This is a genomic window from Rhodosalinus halophilus (assembly GCF_003298775.1).
GTDB lineage: Bacteria > Pseudomonadota > Alphaproteobacteria > Rhodobacterales > Rhodobacteraceae > Rhodosalinus > Rhodosalinus halophilus.
In genome coordinates this window covers 138,227-154,543 of sequence record NZ_QNTQ01000010.1, presented here as the reverse complement: position 1 = coordinate 154,543, position 16,317 = coordinate 138,227, and the positions used below count along the sequence as shown (strand labels likewise).

Here is a 16,317-nt window from a genome sequence, read left to right as displayed (position 1 = left end):
CATTACCTCACGACGGACGCGCGCTGCCGGATGCGGAAAATTGCGCGTTTAACGGCGCCTTCACACCTATCCGCGCAGCCTTCGGCCTCGGCTGCGTCGGGAACGATGTTGGCGGGCACCGCCGACATTGGCCTCCGCAAGCGTCTGCCGATGCCCGAGGATTCGAGCATGACTGCCACTCCCTCTTCCGGCGCCGGCGGCCCGGCAGGCACCGCCACGACGGCGGAGCGCTGCCTTCGGACCGTCCTGGTCGTGGACGACAGCCGGCTGCAGCGCCGTCTGCTCTCCATGCTGCTCGGCCGCGCGGGCTACCGCGTGATGGAGGCCGACTCGGGCGAAGCTGCGCTCGCGCTGTGCCGTCAGGCGCCGCCCGATCTGGTGGTGAGCGACTGGATGATGCCCGGGATGAGCGGGATCGACCTCTGCCGCGCCCTGCGCGCGCTCGCGACGGGCCGCTATGTCTATTTCATCCTGCTGACCTCGCGGAGCGAAAAGGCAGAGGTTGCGCATGGTCTCGACTGCGGCGCCGACGACCTCCTGACGAAGCCTGTCGATGCCGCAGAATTGCGCGCCCGCCTCGCCGCAGGCGAACGCATCCTCCGGATGGAGCGGGAACTGAGCGAAAAGAACCGGCTCATCAGCCAGACGCTGGCCGAGCTCCAGGCGGCGCAGGCCATGCTCGATGCCGATCTCCAACAGGCGCGCAAGATCCAGGAATCGCTCGTGCCGGAGCGCACACGGCGGTTCGGCGAGTCCGAGGTGAACCTGCTCTTCCAGCCCTGCGGGCAGGTGGGCGGCGATCTCGTGGGCGCCTTCAGCCCCGGTTACGGCACACTGGGGATCTACGCGATCGACGTGTCGGGTCACGGCGTGACTTCGGCGCTGATGGCCGCGCGGGTCAGCGGATACCTTTCGTCGGAATTCCTGGATCAGAACGTCGCCGTGACGCGCCGCTTCGAGCGGTTCTTCGCGCTAAGACCGCCTGCCGAGGTCGCCCGCCTGCTGAACGAGCGGCTTGCCGCCGACAGGGGCGTCGAGGAGTATTTCACCATGGTCTACGCGACCGTCGATCTGCGATCAGGCCGGGTGCGGCTGGTGCAGGCGGGCCACCCGCACCCGATGATCCTGCGCGCCGATGGCCGCCGCGAGTTCATCGGGCAGGGCGGGCTGCCCGTGGGTCTTCTGCCGGAGGCGCGCTTCGAAGAGATCGAGGCGCGCCTCGCCCCTGGCGACAGATTGCTGTTGCACTCCGACGGTTTCACCGAGGCGCAGCTGCCCGACGGGTCGCTTCTGGGCGACGAGGGACTGGGCGAGCTCGTGGCCCGTGTGACGCCGGAACGCTCGGGGCGCACGTTTCTGGATGAATTGCTCGGGCATCTGCGGCAGGCCACCGGCACCGGCATGGCGGCCGAGGACGATATCTCCGCCGCGCTTCTGGATTACCGCGGCTGACCGCCATCCTCGGTGGCGAGCGCCTTGAGCTCGTAGAGCAGTTCCAGCGCCTCGCGCGGCGTCAGTTCGTCAGGATGCAGCGCGGCGAGCCTCTCCTCGACCTGCGAGGGCGCGCCGGGGGCGGTCTGCTCAGGCGGCGGTGCAGCGGCGAAGAGCGGCAGATCGTCGATCAGCGCCTTGGGGCGTGCGCCGGTGTCGCGCTCGCCCGCCTCGAGCGCCTCGAGCACCTCGCGCGCCCGCGCGACCACCGAGGCCGGCAGGCCGGCGAGCTGCGCCACCTGGACGCCATAGGAGCGGTCCGCGGCGCCCGGCCTGACCTCGTGCAGAAAGATCACCTCGCCCTGCCATTCCTTGACCGCCACGGTCGCGTTGCGCACCCCGTCGAGGCGGGAGGCGAGCGCCGTGAGTTCGTGGTAATGCGTGGCGAAGAGCGCGCGGCAGCGGTTCACCTCGTGCAGCTGTTCCATCACCGCCCAGGCGATGGACAGGCCGTCGTAGGTCGCTGTCCCGCGACCGATCTCGTCGAGGATCACCAGCGCGCGGTCGTCGGCCTGATTGAGGATCGCCGCCGTCTCGACCATCTCAACCATGAAGGTCGAGCGCCCCCGCGCCAGATCGTCCGACGCGCCGACGCGGCTGAAGAGCTGGCTGACGAGGCCGATCCGCGCCGCCTCGGCCGGCACGAAGGCGCCGATCTGGGCGAGCAGCGCGATCAGCGCGTTCTGCCGAAGCCATGTGGACTTGCCGGCCATGTTGGGGCCGGTCAGCAGCGTGATCGCCGCCGCGTCGCTTTCCGCTGACAGGGTGCAGTCGTTGGCGACGAAGGACGCGCCCTCGGCGCGCAGCGCGGCCTCCACCACCGGATGCCGCCCGCCCGTCACCTCGAAGGCCCGGCTCGCGTCCACATGCGGGCGCGCCCAGTCGGCGCCGCGCGCCAGATCCGCCAGCGCGGCGGCGAGGTCGATCTCGGCCAGCGCGGCGGCGAGTTGGCCCAGCGGCCCGGCCTCGTCGAGGATCGCGGCCCGCAGTCTTGCGAAGATCGCCTTCTCCAGCTCCAGGGCACGGGCGCCGGCGTTGAGGATGCGGGTTTCGAGCTCCGAGAGCTCCACGGTGGTGAAGCGCAGCTGGTTGGCGGTGGTCTGGCGATGGATGAAGGTCTCGGAAAGCGGCGGGGCCATCATGCGTTCGGCATGGGTGGCGGTGGTCTCGATGAAATAGCCCAGGACGTTGTTGTGCTTGATCTTGAGCGATGAAATTCCAGTCTCTTCCGCATAACGCGCCTGCAGCCCGGCGATCACGCCGCGCCCTTCGTCCCGCAACTCGCGCGTTTCGTCCAGTTCGGCGTCGAACCCTTCGGCCACGAAACCGCCGTCGCGTGCAAGAAGCGGCGGCTCGGCGATCAGCGCGTCGGCCAGCAGATCGCGCAGTGCCTCGTGACCTGTGAGCGCGCCCAGCGCGTCGGTGAGCAACCCGGGCAGGTCGAGACCGGCACACCGCCGCGCCAGAGCGTCGGCCTGCTCCATGGCGTCCCGCACTGCGGCGAGGTCGCGCGGCCCGCCCCGATCGAGCGACAGGCGCGAGAGCGCGCGGTCGAGATCCGGCACCCGGCGCAGCAGGTCGCGCAGATCCGCCGCGAGCTCCGTATCCTCGACCAGCGCGGCCACCGCGGCCTGCCGCGCGTGAATCGTCTCGAGCGAGAGCGAGGGCGCGCCGATCCGCGCCTCGAGCAGCCGCGCGCCGCCCGCGGTCACCGTCCGGTCGATGGCCGCCAGCAGCGATCCGGCGCGGCCGCCCTGCAGCGAACGGGTCAGTTCCAGGTTGCGCCGGGTCGCGGCGTCGATCTGCATGACGCCGGAGGCGGCCTCGCGCATTGGAGGGCGCAGGAGCGGCAGGCGACCCTTCTGCGTGAGCTCCAGATAGTCCACGAGGCCGCCCATCGCCGCGAGTTCGGGCCGCGAGAAGGCGCCGAAGCCGTCGAGCGTCTCCACCCCGAAGAGCCGGGTGAGCCGCTTCTCGGCCCCCGTGCTGTCGAAGACGGACCGGGCGAGCGGCGTCATCGCCGCGCCCGACTCCGTCACTATTCCGGCGCAATCGGGCTCCAGCGCCTCTGAGAGCAGCACTTCGGCAGGGGCGAGCCGCGCCAGCTCCGGCCCCAGCCGCACCCGCGCGAGCGCCATGACGTGCAGCGCCCCGGTCGAGATGTCGGCCCAGGCGAGCGCGCCCTGCCCCTGCGCCTCTGCATAGGCGGCGAGGTAGTTGTGCCGCCGCGCCTCCAGAAGCGAGTCCTCGGTCAGCGTGCCGGGCGTGACGAGGCGGATCACCTCGCGTTTCACGACCGATTTCGCGCCGCGCTTCTTCGCCTCCTCGGGGCGCTCCATCTGTTCGCAGACGGCAACGCGGAAGCCCTTGCGGATCAGCGTCAGCAGGTAGCTCTCGGCCGAATGCACCGGCACGCCGCACATCGGGATGTCGTCGCCGCCGTGCTTGCCGCGCTTGGTGAGCGCGATGTCCAGCGCCTCGGCCGCCGCGACGGCGTCGTCGAAGAACATCTCGTAGAAATCGCCCATCCGGTAGAACAGGAGCGCATCGGGGTGCTGCGCCTTGATCTCCAGATACTGCGCCATCATCGGCGTCGCGGCGGTCATGCGGTCCCCCTCTGGCACACGGCGCTGCGGAGATTAGGCGAGGGGCACGGCCGGCGAAAGCCGCGAATCCCGTGTCGCGGGCATAGCCTGGCGAAGCAGCGAATGTCGCGGCTGCGGTCTTGCCTGCGGCCGGGCCATTCGGGGACCATTGAAAGGGAGGCGGCGTTGTGGCGCGGGCATGCGCGGGCTAAGAGCGGGCGAGGCATTCCGGAGGGTCAGATGAGCCAGAGCCGCATCACCGACGAGGAGGCGCTCGCCTTCCACCACGAGCCGAGCCCCGGCAAGTGGGAGGTCACGGCGACGGTTCCGATGACCACGCAGCGCGACCTGAGCCTCGCCTATTCGCCGGGGGTGGCGGTGCCCTGCCTGCGCATCGCGCAGGAGCCGCAGACGGCCTACGACTACACCAACAAGGGCAATCTCGTCGCCGTGATCTCGAACGGCACCGCCGTGCTGGGTCTCGGCAACCTCGGCGCGCTGGGCTCCAAGCCGGTGATGGAGGGCAAGGCGGTGCTCTTCAAGCGCTTCGCCGACGTCGATTCCATCGACCTCGAGATCGACACCGAGGACGTGGACGCCTTCGTGAACGCGGTGAAGCTGCTGGGCCCGTCCTTCGGCGGCATCAACCTCGAGGATATCCGCGCGCCGGACTGCTTCGTGATCGAGCAGCGGCTGAAGGACGAGATGGACATCCCCGTCTTTCACGACGACCAGCACGGCACCGCGGTGATCTGCGCGGCGGGTCTCATCAATGCGCTGCATCTCTCGGGAAAGCGGATCGAGGACTGCCGCATCGTGCTCAACGGGGCCGGCGCCGCGGGCATCGCCTGCATCGAACTCCTGAAGGCGATGGGGGCACGGCACGACAACTGCATCGTCTGCGACACCAAGGGCGTGATCCACCAGGGCCGCACCGAGGGGATGAACCAGTGGAAGTCGGCCCACGCGGTGAAGACCGAATTGCGCACGCTGGAAGAGGCGATGCAGGGTGCCGACGTCTTCCTCGGCGTCTCGGTGAAGGGCGCCGTGACGCCCGAGATGGTGGCGAGCATGGCCGACAACCCGGTGATCTTCGCCATGGCGAATCCGGACCCCGAGATCACGCCCGAGGAGGCGCAGGAGGTGCGGCGCGACGCCATCGTGGCGACCGGCCGCTCGGACTACCCGAATCAGGTCAACAACGTGCTGGGGTTTCCCTACCTCTTCCGCGGGGCGCTCGACATCAACGCCCGCGCGATCAACGACGAGATGAAGATCGCCTGCGCCCGCGCCCTGGCCGAACTGGCGCGCGAGGACGTGCCCGACGAGGTGGCGATGGCCTATGGCCGCAAGCTCACCTTCGGGCGCGACTACATCATTCCCACGCCCTTCGATCCGCGCCTCATCTGGCGGGTGCCGCCGGCGGTGGCGAAGGCCGGCATGGACACGGGCGCGGCGCGGCGGCCGATCGTGGACATGGACGGCTACCAGACGGCGCTCAAGAGCCGGATGGACCCGACCGCCAGCATCCTGCGCGGCATCACCGAGCGCGCGCGCCGCGCGCAGGCGCGCATGATCTTCGCCGAGGGCGACGACATCCGGGTGCTGCGCGCCGCGGTGACCTATCAGCGTTCCGGCTTCGGCACCGCGCTCGTCGTCGGCCGCGAGGCGGATGTGAAGGCCAAGCTCGAGGCGGAGGGCATGGGCGACGCGGTGCGCGAACTCACGGTCGTGAACGCCGCCAACACCGACCATCTCGAGACCTACAAGGGGTTTCTCTACGAACGGCTCCAGCGGCGCGGCCACGACATGCAGGACATTCACCGCCTCGCCGCCCGCGACCGACACGTGTTCTCGGCGCTGATGCTGGCGCATGGGCACGGCGACGGGGTCGTGACCGGCGCCACGCGGAAGTCGGCGCATGTCATGGGGCTGATCAACCATGTTTTCGACGCCGATGCCGGCCACGGCGCGGCCGGGGTCACGGCGCTCCTGCACCGGGGCCGGATCGTGCTGATCGCCGATACGCTGGTGCACGAGTGGCCCGACGCCGAGGATCTCGCCAACATCGCCGAGCGGGCGGCGGACGTGGCCCGGCATCTCGGCCTCGAGCCGCGGGTGGCCTTCGTCAGCTTCTCGACCTTCGGCTACCCTGTCTCGGAACGCGCCGAAAAGATGCATCGCGCGCCGCAGGTGCTGGACGGGCGCGGCGTCGATTTCGAATACGAAGGCGAGATGACGGTGGACGTGGCGCTTAACGCCCGCGCGCAGGCGGCCTATCCGTTCCAGCGGCTTTCGGGGCCGGCCAACATCCTCGTCGTGCCGGCGCGGCACTCTGCCTCGATCTCGGTCAAGCTCATGCAGGAGATGGGCGGGGCCACGGTTATCGGCCCGATCCTTGCCGGCATCGACGCGTCGATCCAGCTCTGTTCGACGGTCTCGACGGCGAACGACATCCTGAACATGGCGGTGCTGGCGGCCTGCAAGGTAGGGTGACGGCCGTGCCCGCGGCCGCCGCCTCCGCCTCCGTCGGAAATACTCGGAGCAAGAAGAAGGATCGCGCGCGATGACCCTGTGGAACCTCGGCTCGATCAACGCCGATTTCGCCTATCGTGTCCCGCGCCTGCCGGGGCCGGGCGAGACGCTGGCGGCCGAGAGCCTGACGCGGGGGCTCGGCGGCAAGGGCGCGAACCTCTCCGTGGCCGCCGCGCGGGCGGCAGCGCGGGTGGCGCATGTGGGCGCGGTGGGGCCCGACGGGCGCTGGGCGGTGGAACGGCTGCTGGAATACGGCGTGGATACCCGGCACATCGCGGAGGTGGGCGAGGTGACCGGGCACGCGGTGATCGCGGTGGACCCGGCCGGCGAGAACAGCATCCTGATCTGGCCGGGCGCCAATGTCGCGATCCCCGACGAGACCCGCGACGCGCCGCTCGCCGAGGCGCGGGTGGGCGACCGCGCGGTGGCGCAGAACGAGACGAACGGGCAGGGCGCATGGCTCGCCACGGCGAAGCGGCTGGGCCTGCACACGGCCTATGTCGCCGCACCGTTCGACGCGCAGGCGGTGGGCGCGGTGCTGGACGTGCTCGACCTGCTGATTCTCAACCGCGTTGAGGCGGAGCAGCTCGAGGCGGCGCTGGGGCGCCGGGTTGCGGATCTGGGGGTTCCTGATGTTCTTGTGACCCGTGGCGCGGATGGCGTGCGGTGGCACGGGGCCGAAGGTGTGCAGGACTTCGCCGCGCCGCGCGTCGAGGCGGTGGATGCCACGGGCGCGGGAGACACCTTCGCCGGCTATCTGCTGGCCGGGCTCGACCGGGGGCTGCCGATGGCCCAGGCGATCGGGCAGGCGCAGGTGGCCGCGGCGCTGATGGTGACGCGGCCCGGCACGGCGGACGCGATCCCCGACCTCAAGGACGTGCAGGACGCGCGCCTCGGGCCCTAGGCCGGCCGGGGTGGCAGCGAGGGCGCGGCGCGCAGGATGCCGAAGGCCATGCAGGCGCTCGCCGCCACGAAATAGGCCGCGATGCCCACGAACTGCGTTTCGATGCCGATCCCTGCGTCGATCAGGGTGCCCGTCACGCCCGGCCCGATGGCCGAGCCCAGCACCATGACCGCGGCGGCCATCGCCTTGATCGCGCCAAGGTGGCGGGTGCCGTAGAACTCGGCCCAGAAGGCGTTGGGCAGGGTCGAATTGGCGCCGGTCGTCAACGCCATAAGGAAGAGCCCCGGCAGCGCGAGGGCCGGCGTGGGCGCCACCGCCAGCAGCAGGAAGGCGCCGACCATCGGCAGCTGGAACCAGGGCATCAGCCGCGCGGTCCCAAGCCGGTCGAGCGCCCAGCCCGAGAGCAGCATCGCGACGACGGAGGTGCCGGTATAGACCGGAAAGAGCGCGACCAGTTCCAGGTGGCTCCATCCCTTCACCTCGGCGATGTGCACCTGCTGGAAGAAGAAGGCGGTGTTGAAGGCCGCAGGCCCCAGCAGGGCCGGGACCATGCACCAGAAAAGCCAGTGGCGGAACGCCGCGACCCGCGTCCAGTGTGCCGCGCCCATGCCGAGAGTCGCCGTGCTTTCTGCGGCCATCGCCGCCGGCAGCCGCTCGCGCCGCAGCAGCGCCAGCAGCGCCGGGATGCCGGCGAGGGCAAGCGCGGCGGCCACGATCCAGAGCGCGCGCCAGTCCGCGAAGGCCAGCGCCGAGACGAACATCAGCGGCAGGAAGGCCTCGCCCGCCGCGAAGCCCATCGTCGCGGTGGACAGCGCGCGGCCGCGCGTCGCCACGAACCAGCGCGCCATCGCGACCATCGCGATGTGGCTGGTCATGCCCTGCCCGGCGAAGCGCAGCAGGAAGATCGCCACCGGCAGCGCCCAGAGCGCCGGCACGGCGGCCATGAAAAGGCAGGCCGCGGCCAGAAGCACGAGCACGGCCGCGCCCAGCGCGCGGGCGCGGAAACGGTCGGTCAGCACGCCGGCATAGAGCATCGCGAGCGCCGAGGCGCCGGTGCCGGCGGTGTAGATCAGCCCCCAGGCGCCATGCGACAGGCCGAACTCGGCGCGGATCTCGCCGGCGAAGACCGAGATGAAGAAGGTCTGGCCGAAGCTCGACAGGAAGGCGAGCAAGACGCCCGCGGCGAGCCAGGGCGCGTTGTCGCGCAGGAACGAAAGATAGCGCATGGCGTTCCCCTTGCGCCTCCGGGCCGGCCGACGCAAGCTGCGTCTCCTCCCCCGGCCTCGGGGTCGCCAGGTTGACAACCGACATGGCGGACTAAACTGTGACCCCAGCTAACCGAGGGAGAGAGACGAATGATCCTGAGAGCCACGACCCTGATGATGGCCGCGACGATCGCTGCGCCCGCTTTGGCACAGGATGCCGGCGATCCGGCCGAGGGCGAGAATCTGTTCAACCGCTGCAAGGCCTGCCACATGATCGAAAGCCCCGACGGCGAGATGATCCAGCGTGGCGGACGCGTCGGACCCAACCTCTATGGCGTCGTGGGCGGCCCGGCTGCGCAGGTCGAAGACTTCCGCTACGGCGACGGCATTCTCGAGGCGGCCGAGATGGGCCTCGAGTGGAACCAGGAGAATTTCGTCGCCTACACCGAAGACCCGCAGGCTTTCCTGCGCGAATATACGGGCAACAGCAGCGCCCGCTCCAAGATGGCGTTCAAGCTGCGCGAAGGCGCGGTGGACATCTATGCCTACCTGATGGACGTGGCCCCGGACGAGTCGTCCGGCGAGAGCTGACCGGGACAGGCAGACATGAGAAGAGGCCGCCCCGCCCGGGCGGCCTTTTCAGTTGGCGACCGTCGTGACCTGTCGGGTCAGACCGAAGACCGTGCCGAAGAGATTGAAGATCGTCTGCGCCTTGGTGACGGGCGACTCGGTCACCAGAACCGTGTCGTCCGGATTGATCAGGAAGTTCCGCGCCGCGAAGAGCCCGTCCGCCGTGGTCAGGTCGAAGGTGAAGATCACCTGTCGATGCGTGGGGCCCGGCGTGCGGCCGACATGACGCGCGTCGTATTCGCGCAGGACGAGCACGCCTTCCGGATCGGCACGCGAGTCCGACAGCCCGCCGATCAGCGACATCGCTTCCAGCGCCGTCACCTCTTCATCGGGGAAGGCCATGAGATCCTCGGTGCCGGCCGCCCCGAGCGCGGTGAAGCTCCGCGAATCCTCCTCGATCACGATCTTGTCGCCGCCGCGCAACAGGACGTTATGGGTGGCGTCCTCGAAAAGCTGTCCGGCGCGGATCTCGTAGGTCTCGTCGCCCCGGATCAGCCGCACCAGCGGGTTCTCGAGACTTTCGCGGACGCCCCCCGCTGCCGCCAGCGCACTGAGGATCGTGTAATCCCGAGAGGGCAGCGGGTAGCTGCCGGGCACGCCGACGCCCGAAACGATGTCGATCGAGTTGTCTTCGCCCTGCTTGACCGAAAGTTGGACCTGCGCGGAGGGCACGATCTCTTCCAGCGCCTCCTGCACCCGCGCCCGGGCTTGCTGAGGGGTTGCACCGCTGACGACCACGTCTTCGACATATGGGACGAAAATCGTGCCTTCGGGCGAAACCTCCATCGCTTCGAGGACGATGTTCTTCTGTCCCGGAGCGGTCAGGAGCGAGTTCTCCTGGCTGTCCCAGATCACCATCCGCACCTCGTCGCCAGGCCTGATGACCGTCGATTTCGGACCTCGCCCGGTGGTCAGCCAGTGGTAGCTTCCGCTCCACCCGGTGGCGGGCCACCGGGCGATGTCCGCCACCACCGCGCGCGTGACCTCGACCACCTGGAAGCTGGGCGTATCGGCGGCGTCCTCGCGCAGGATCTCGGATTGCAGCGCGGCGCCGCGGGGCAGACTGCAACCCGCGATCGACAATGCGGAGAGCAACAGCAGAACGGATCGACGCAGGCAGCGCACGCGCAAGTCTTTCCCCCAGACTCCGCCGGTTCGGGCGGCATCGACACAGTCGGGCCAAGGCAGCGGCCTTTCGACTTGCCAGCCCCGGGCCGGACGATCTTTAGATGAGCGCGACATTAGACGACGTCGCAGGGAAAGCAACGCGCGATGCGCCGTTCTTCGGGGACCGGGGTGCCATCTTTGCAACAGGAATCGCGAAAATGACTCCGGGCAAGCGCGCCTTCGATATCGTGGTCGCCCTCGGGCTTGCCGTCCTCCTGTCGCCGCTCGTGCTCGCAGTCGCCGTGATGGTGCGCCTGCGCGACGGGCCGCCGGTGTTCTTCCTCTCCGAGCGCATGATGGCGCCGGGGCGGCCGTTTCTTCTGTGGAAGTTCCGGACGATGACGCCGGTCGACGACGACAGCGGCGTGTCCGGCGGGGACAAGGCGGCGCGGATCACGCCGATCGGACGCGTGCTGCGCCGCTGGCGCCTCGACGAGCTGCCGCAGCTCTGGAACGTCCTGCGCGGCGAGATGAGCTTCGTGGGCCCGCGACCGCCGTTGCGGCGCTATGTCGAGGCCTTTCCCGAACTCTACGCCGACGTGCTGCGCGCGCGCCCCGGCATCACCGGGCTCGCCACGCTGATCTACCATGCGGAAGAAGAACGCCTGCTCGCGCCCTGCCGGACGGCGGCGGAGACGGAGGCCGTCTATGTCCGCCGTTGCGTGCCGCGCAAGGCGCAGCTTGATCTGATCTACGCCGCGCGCCGCGATCTGTGTCTCGATCTGTGGATCATGCTCGCCACGGTCTTCAGGCGGCTGCCGGTGGTTCCCGGTCATCCGCGGCGCCGGTCGCGCGCAGAAGACTAGGCGGGAAACCGCCTTGCATTTGCAAATGCAGCATTTTGAGCTTGTGAAAATTCGCTGCAGGGGGCTACGGTCTCTCGGTCAGGGAAGGCTTTAAGTTCGCGTTAAGGCAAATTGCCGCAGCGTAGGCTTGCATGATCGGCGCTTCACGAGTCGCGCACAGGCCGAAACAGCGACTTTGCCGGTCCTGCGAATTGGATCCAGAATGGCTTTCCGGGGGACAGGAATGCTCTATGAGCTCTGCACATCTTTGAGCCGCGCACAAAAGAGCTGGATCCTCCTCGCAATCGACCTTCTGACCATCGTGGTCGCCTTCGTGCTGTCGCAAGCGCTGCTTCTCGGCCGCCTGCCGGCCTGGGTCGAGCTTCAGGCGAGCCTGCCGTTCCTCGCCGCGATGCTCGCCGTGGGCGGCGGGCTGATCATCTGGTTCGGGCTGCATCGCATCAAGCTCAACGCCTACGAGATGCAGGGCGTCATGGGAACGACCTGGGTCGCGGTCGCGATGGGTGGTGCCGGCGTCGTCGTGAACGCCCTGACCGCGACGGCGATGCCGACGCAGCTCTTCATCCTGCACACGATGACCTTCCTGATCCTCACCGTGCTCGGGCGGATCTGGCTCCGGTCGATCGTGCTGTGGATCTACATCGCCGGAAAGGCGCGCAAGCATGTCCTGATCTACGGCGCCGGCCAGACGGGCCAGCAGCTCGCGACCGCGCTGCGCACCGACGACACGCTTCTGCCCGTCGCCTTCGTGGACGACAACCCGACGCTGCAAAGCCTCACCGTCGCCGGGCTCAAGGTCCATTCGCCGGTGCAACTCCCGCAGCTCGTCGCCACCAAGGAAATCGACCGCATCGTTCTGGCGATGCCCTCGGCCGGCCGGCCGGCGCAGGCGCGGATCGCCCGCCGCCTTCGCAATCTCGGCTGCGAGGTGCAGACGCTGCCGTCCTTCGCGCAGCTCGTGCTCGACAAGGCGGATCACCAGCGCGTGACCCGCGCGGAGCTGAGCGAGCTTCTCGGGCGCGGACGGATGGAGGCCGAGCTTCCGGAGGTGACCGATGCCTACAAGGGGCGGTCGGTTCTTGTGACGGGGGCCGGAGGCTCCATCGGGTCTGAGCTCTGCCGCCAGGTCGTCGCAGCGGGCCCTTCGCGGCTTGTGCTGCTCGATCACAGCGAGCTTTCGCTGTTCAACATCGAACGCGAGCTTCAGGACATGGAAACCGGGATCGAGATCGTTCCCGTGCTCGGCTCGGTCTGCGAAAAGAGCCTGGTCTCGAGGGTTCTCGCGGAGAACGGGATCAACGTGGTCCTGCACGCCGCTGCCTACAAGCACGTCGTTCTGGTCGAGAAGAACTGCATCGAGGGACTGCGCAACAACGTGATCGGCACGAAGGTGATGGCCGATGCGGCGCGCGAGGCGGGGGTCGAACGGTTCATCCTGATCTCGTCCGACAAGGCGGTGCGGCCAAAGGGCATCATGGGCGCCTCGAAGCGGCTGGCCGAACTGATCGTGCAGGATCTGGCCACGCGCTCCGGCGGGACGCGGTTTTCCATGGTTCGCTTCGGCAATGTGCTCGGCTCCTCCGGGTCCGTGATCCCGCTCTTCGAGGAGCAGATTGCGCGCGGCGGACCCGTCACGGTGACCCATGCAGACGTGACCCGCTACTTCATGACCGTGGCAGAGGCGGTCCGCCTCGTCCTGCTGGCCGGCTCGTTCTCTCGAGGCGGCGACGTATTTGTGCTCGATATGGGGTCGCCGGTGTCGATCCAGCAGGTCGCGCGTCAGATGATCGAGGGCGCCGGATACACGGTTCGCTGCCCGGAGAATCCGGATGGCGACATCGCGATAGAGTTCATCGGGCTGCGTGACGGCGAAAAGCTCAGCGAGGAGCTGCTGATCGGCAGCGACATGCTCACCACGCCGCATCCCAAGATCCTGCGCGCGGAGGAAGGTCGTCTGTCCGAGCTCGAGATGGCGAGCGCTGTGCAGGAGCTGCGCAAGGCCATCGAGGCGCAGGATGGTGCGGCCGCGGCTGGCGTCATGCGCCGCTGGATCGAGAAATCGGATCTCGGGGCGCGCTCGAGCACCATCAACGAATAGGGGCGCTCCGCTCGGCGCTCAGAAGCGCAGGAGTCGGAGCTCGGTGGCGCCGATCAGGTCCCCGGTCCATTGCCGCGATACCACGGCGCGACCCTGCGGATCGACCATGTAGGTGTTGGTGATCTCGCGCCCGCGGCGGCCGGTACAGTCTTCCCGGACCTCTGTGGCGCTCGTCGTGATGGCGCCGACCTGCACGCGCCGGGTCTCGCCCGGCACGATCCGGCAATCGAAGACCACCTCGTAGGTCACGTCCTCGGCGTTGAGAAAGCGCATGACCCGCTTCGCGCGGCCGGCCCGACGCGCCGCGATCAGCGCCCGGACACCCGAAATATCCGCGGACATCAGGTCCCCGCCCATCCCGCGGGTCGCCGTCAGAAAGCCATCCCGAAGCGTGATCGTCTGGCGCGCCTGCGTGGCGTAAGTGGTGTAGGGGCCGTTGTTCTCGATGCCGATCATGATGACGGTGCTTCCCGTCTCGGCGAAACGCGCATAGATCAGCGGCCCCTCGGAACCCTCGAGCGCCGCCTGCACCTGGGCCGGGCCGACCGGCTGTCGCGGCTGCGCGGTCTGTTGCGCCAGCACGTTCCGGGCGAGCTCCTTCAGAACGGTCGCCCGATCGGCGGAGTCCGTACCCGACCCGCAGGCCGCCAACGCGAATGCTGCCAGCGCCGACGTCACGGCCAGTCCGAGCTTGCGCCGCGCATTCATCGCCAGAATCTCCCCCACGTCTTCGCCATCTCCGGCCCGTGGTAGTCGCGCACCGTCTCGTAGAGCCTGTCGCGCACGTTCAGCCGCGCCCCGCCGTCCCGTGTCAGCGACTGGATGCGGACGGTGTTCGAGGCCCGCGACGGCGTGTTCGAGATGCTGCTCAGCGGGATCGTGATGCGGATCCCCTTGTCGAAGGAACCTTCGCCGAAATCGTCGAACGGGACATCGGTGACCGTCGCATAGGCGCCCACCCGCCAGCCGTTGGCGAATTCCCGGTCGAGCGACACGGTCGCGCCCCAGTCACCCGCCAGGTAGCGGCCCATGTCGAGTTGCCCGTGGAAGCCGTTGCCGAAATCGTAGTAGGCGGACAGGTGGCCGTTCACCGTGGGGATCTCGCCGCCGGGCGTCTGCCGGCTGCGGAGGCCGAACAGCTGGTCGAAATCGCGCGGCTGCACGTAATTGAGCTCGGCGCCGAGGGCCAGACGGCTGTCCACCGGCTTCCAGAGGACTTCGCCGGAGACGCCGGCATACATCTTCTCAAGATAGCCGGCCGTCACACGGCTGTAGAGATCGCGCCCCGGCCGGCCGTAATGCGCAAGCGTCAGATGCTCGATCGCCGGATCGGCCTGAATCGAGTATTGGCGCAGTTCGGTGCGGACATAGGGAAGGCCGGAGGTGCCCTGCCGCGTCACCGAATCGAGGTTGCCGCCGGCTTTCTTCGTCACCGAGCCCGACAGGATCAGTCCTGGCCGAATCCGGTAATCCGCCTCGACGCGCGCGCCGATGTCGGCGCGCACCGGGTTGTCGGGGTCGAAGACGCTCAACTGCAGATAGGGGCCGATCGACCAGGCGAAGCGCGGATAAAGGCCCGGGTCAGGGGGCGGCGCGGCGCGCCAGGCGTCCGCGATCCGCGTCCGCGCGAGCATCTCGACGGCTGCGTCGTTCTCGAGCCGTTCCAGGTCGCTGCGGCTGAGCGCGACCCGGGCCAGCGGCATGCCCTTCTCGACGGGCACGATCACGAACTCCTCGACCGAGTCCGGCAGCGCCCGTGTCATCGCCCGCGCCGTGCGCCCGATGGCCTGGGACGGCGCGCCATAGGTCGGATTGCGCAGACGAACCGTCGCACGCCGCGGCTCGAGTTGCAGGGCCTCGAGAACAAGCGCGTCGCGCGCCATGGCCTGTGCGAGTTCCTGGCGTGCCTGCGCCGCGGTCCTGCTGTCCGTGATCCAGCCGAGCCGTTCCGCCGCGCCCGGTGGCCGCACGGCGACCGGCACCGGCCCGGCTTCCAGCCCGCCGGGCGTGCCGGCGGTGCGCGGATTGAAATGCAGCGTCACCTGCGCGCCGATCTCTTCGCCGTAGAGATGGTAGAGCGACAGTTGCGTGCCGTTCTCGAAGCGATAGTCGAGTCCGAAGTTCCAGGGCGAGGAGCCGCGAAAGGTGCCGTCGCGCCGCTCCTGCACGTAATCGTCCGAAGAATACTCCGCGCTGAGCGTCAGCCGGTCGGTGGGCGACCAGGCGATCCCGCCGAAGGCTGCGATATCGCCGCGGAACCATCGGTCATAGGTGGGCAGGCCGCCTTCGCCCAGCAATTCGGATGGCCGGTCGCCGAGACTGCCGAATGGGTTGCGGCTGCCAAGTCGTCCCCAGCCCAGGCCGCCGGTGAGACGCACCGCGGGCGTGACGGCCTTGGTCGCCACGACGTATTCGCCGCCATAGAGGCCGGTTCCGATGAAGTCCTGGAGGCCCACGACCACCGAAGGCCGGTAACGCCCTTCGGTCAGGATCTGATACCGCAGGTCGAAACTGCGGTCATAGTAGCGCGGCTCGGTCCAGGGCGGCGGACCGGGCGGGTAGAAATCCTCGATCGAGGAATAGCGGAACGCCCCCGATAGCCGCGGCGTGATCTGGAAGCGCAGCGTCGTGCGCGTGGTCCCGCCGAAGTGCGCGATCGTGGTCGAGAGCGTGCCGTCCGGCGCCACCTCCGCCGTGGGCATGTCCACCAGGCCCGGTACGCCGTAAAGGTTGAAGCTGCTCTCGACCGGTTGCGCGCCGGCGGCACCGGCCAGAAACGCCAGAAGGACCGCCGCGCCCGCGAATTGCGGACGGAGCGGCGGGATGCGGCAGGGCGCGGCTTCGGTCATCGGCGCGTGGATCTCCTAACCCGACGGGTCCGGTGCTACGGTAGAAG

At 68.9% G+C, this 16,317-nt stretch carries 11 protein-coding genes; 6 read left to right on the top strand and 5 right to left on the bottom strand.

The features are described 5' to 3' along the window. Nucleotides 1-168: 168 nt before the first annotated feature. Nucleotides 169-1,452 carry a PP2C family protein-serine/threonine phosphatase gene (locus tag DRV85_RS11940; RefSeq protein WP_113289776.1) on the top strand — a complete coding sequence of 428 codons (1,284 nt, stop codon included), beginning with the start codon at nucleotides 169-171 and terminating at the stop codon, nucleotides 1,450-1,452. Here the strand turns inward: DRV85_RS11940 and mutS are convergent. Beyond that, a complete protein-coding gene (gene mutS, locus DRV85_RS11935) occupies nucleotides 1,440-4,097 on the bottom strand; it encodes a DNA mismatch repair protein MutS (RefSeq protein ID WP_113289696.1) in 2,658 nt (885 codons plus the stop codon). The two genes, DRV85_RS11940 and mutS, sit on opposite strands and share 13 nt — an antisense overlap. Before the next feature lie 219 nt (nucleotides 4,098-4,316). Between mutS and DRV85_RS11930 the strand changes: the two genes are divergently transcribed. Continuing rightward, the gene (locus tag DRV85_RS11930; protein ID WP_113289695.1) at nucleotides 4,317-6,572 is read left to right on the top strand and encodes an NADP-dependent malic enzyme; all 2,256 of its coding nucleotides are present in this window, start codon (nucleotides 4,317-4,319) and stop codon (nucleotides 6,570-6,572) included. 70 nt (nucleotides 6,573-6,642) lie between these two features. After that, nucleotides 6,643-7,515 carry a PfkB family carbohydrate kinase gene (locus DRV85_RS11925; RefSeq protein WP_113289694.1) on the top strand — a complete coding sequence of 291 codons (873 nt, stop codon included), beginning with the start codon at nucleotides 6,643-6,645 and terminating at the stop codon, nucleotides 7,513-7,515. Here DRV85_RS11925 and DRV85_RS11920 read toward each other — a convergent pair. Beyond that, on the bottom strand, nucleotides 7,512-8,741 hold the full coding sequence (locus tag DRV85_RS11920; protein WP_113289693.1) for an MFS transporter: 1,230 nt from the start codon (nucleotides 8,739-8,741) through the stop codon (nucleotides 7,512-7,514). The two genes, DRV85_RS11925 and DRV85_RS11920, sit on opposite strands and share 4 nt — an antisense overlap. 129 nt (nucleotides 8,742-8,870) lie before the next feature. Between DRV85_RS11920 and DRV85_RS11915 the strand changes: the two genes are divergently transcribed. Then, complete coding sequence (locus DRV85_RS11915) at nucleotides 8,871-9,311, top strand: c-type cytochrome (protein WP_113289692.1); 441 nt, start codon at nucleotides 8,871-8,873, stop codon at nucleotides 9,309-9,311. A 48-nt stretch (nucleotides 9,312-9,359) separates the two neighbouring features. On the opposite strand, the gene DRV85_RS11910 is transcribed toward DRV85_RS11915, so the two are convergent. Continuing rightward, a complete protein-coding gene (locus DRV85_RS11910) occupies nucleotides 9,360-10,445 on the bottom strand; it encodes a polysaccharide biosynthesis/export family protein (protein WP_233495493.1) in 1,086 nt (361 codons plus the stop codon). Between the two features lie 230 nt (nucleotides 10,446-10,675). Between DRV85_RS11910 and DRV85_RS11905 the strand changes: the two genes are divergently transcribed. Both DRV85_RS11905 and DRV85_RS11900 read left to right on the top strand, forming a co-directional pair. Beyond that, nucleotides 10,676-11,323, top strand: a complete 648-nt coding sequence (locus DRV85_RS11905) for a sugar transferase (protein ID WP_113289690.1) — start codon at nucleotides 10,676-10,678, stop codon at nucleotides 11,321-11,323. Nucleotides 11,324-11,570: 247 nt separating this feature from the next. Then, nucleotides 11,571-13,421: a polysaccharide biosynthesis protein gene (locus tag DRV85_RS11900; RefSeq protein WP_338066969.1), complete on the top strand. Its 1,851-nt coding sequence runs from the start codon at nucleotides 11,571-11,573 to the stop codon at nucleotides 13,419-13,421. Between the two features lie 18 nt (nucleotides 13,422-13,439). Here DRV85_RS11900 and DRV85_RS11895 read toward each other — a convergent pair whose 3' ends face one another. Together DRV85_RS11895 and DRV85_RS11890 are read right to left on the bottom strand one after the other, a co-directional pair. Then, nucleotides 13,440-14,147, bottom strand: a complete 708-nt coding sequence (locus DRV85_RS11895) for a YjbF family lipoprotein (protein WP_147238838.1) — start codon at nucleotides 14,145-14,147, stop codon at nucleotides 13,440-13,442. Next, nucleotides 14,126-16,270, bottom strand: coding sequence for a YjbH domain-containing protein (locus DRV85_RS11890; RefSeq protein WP_113289687.1), 2,145 nt, complete (start codon nucleotides 16,268-16,270; stop codon nucleotides 14,126-14,128). The genes DRV85_RS11895 and DRV85_RS11890 overlap by 22 nt, the downstream gene beginning before the upstream one ends. Between the last annotated feature and the right edge of the window lie 47 nt (nucleotides 16,271-16,317).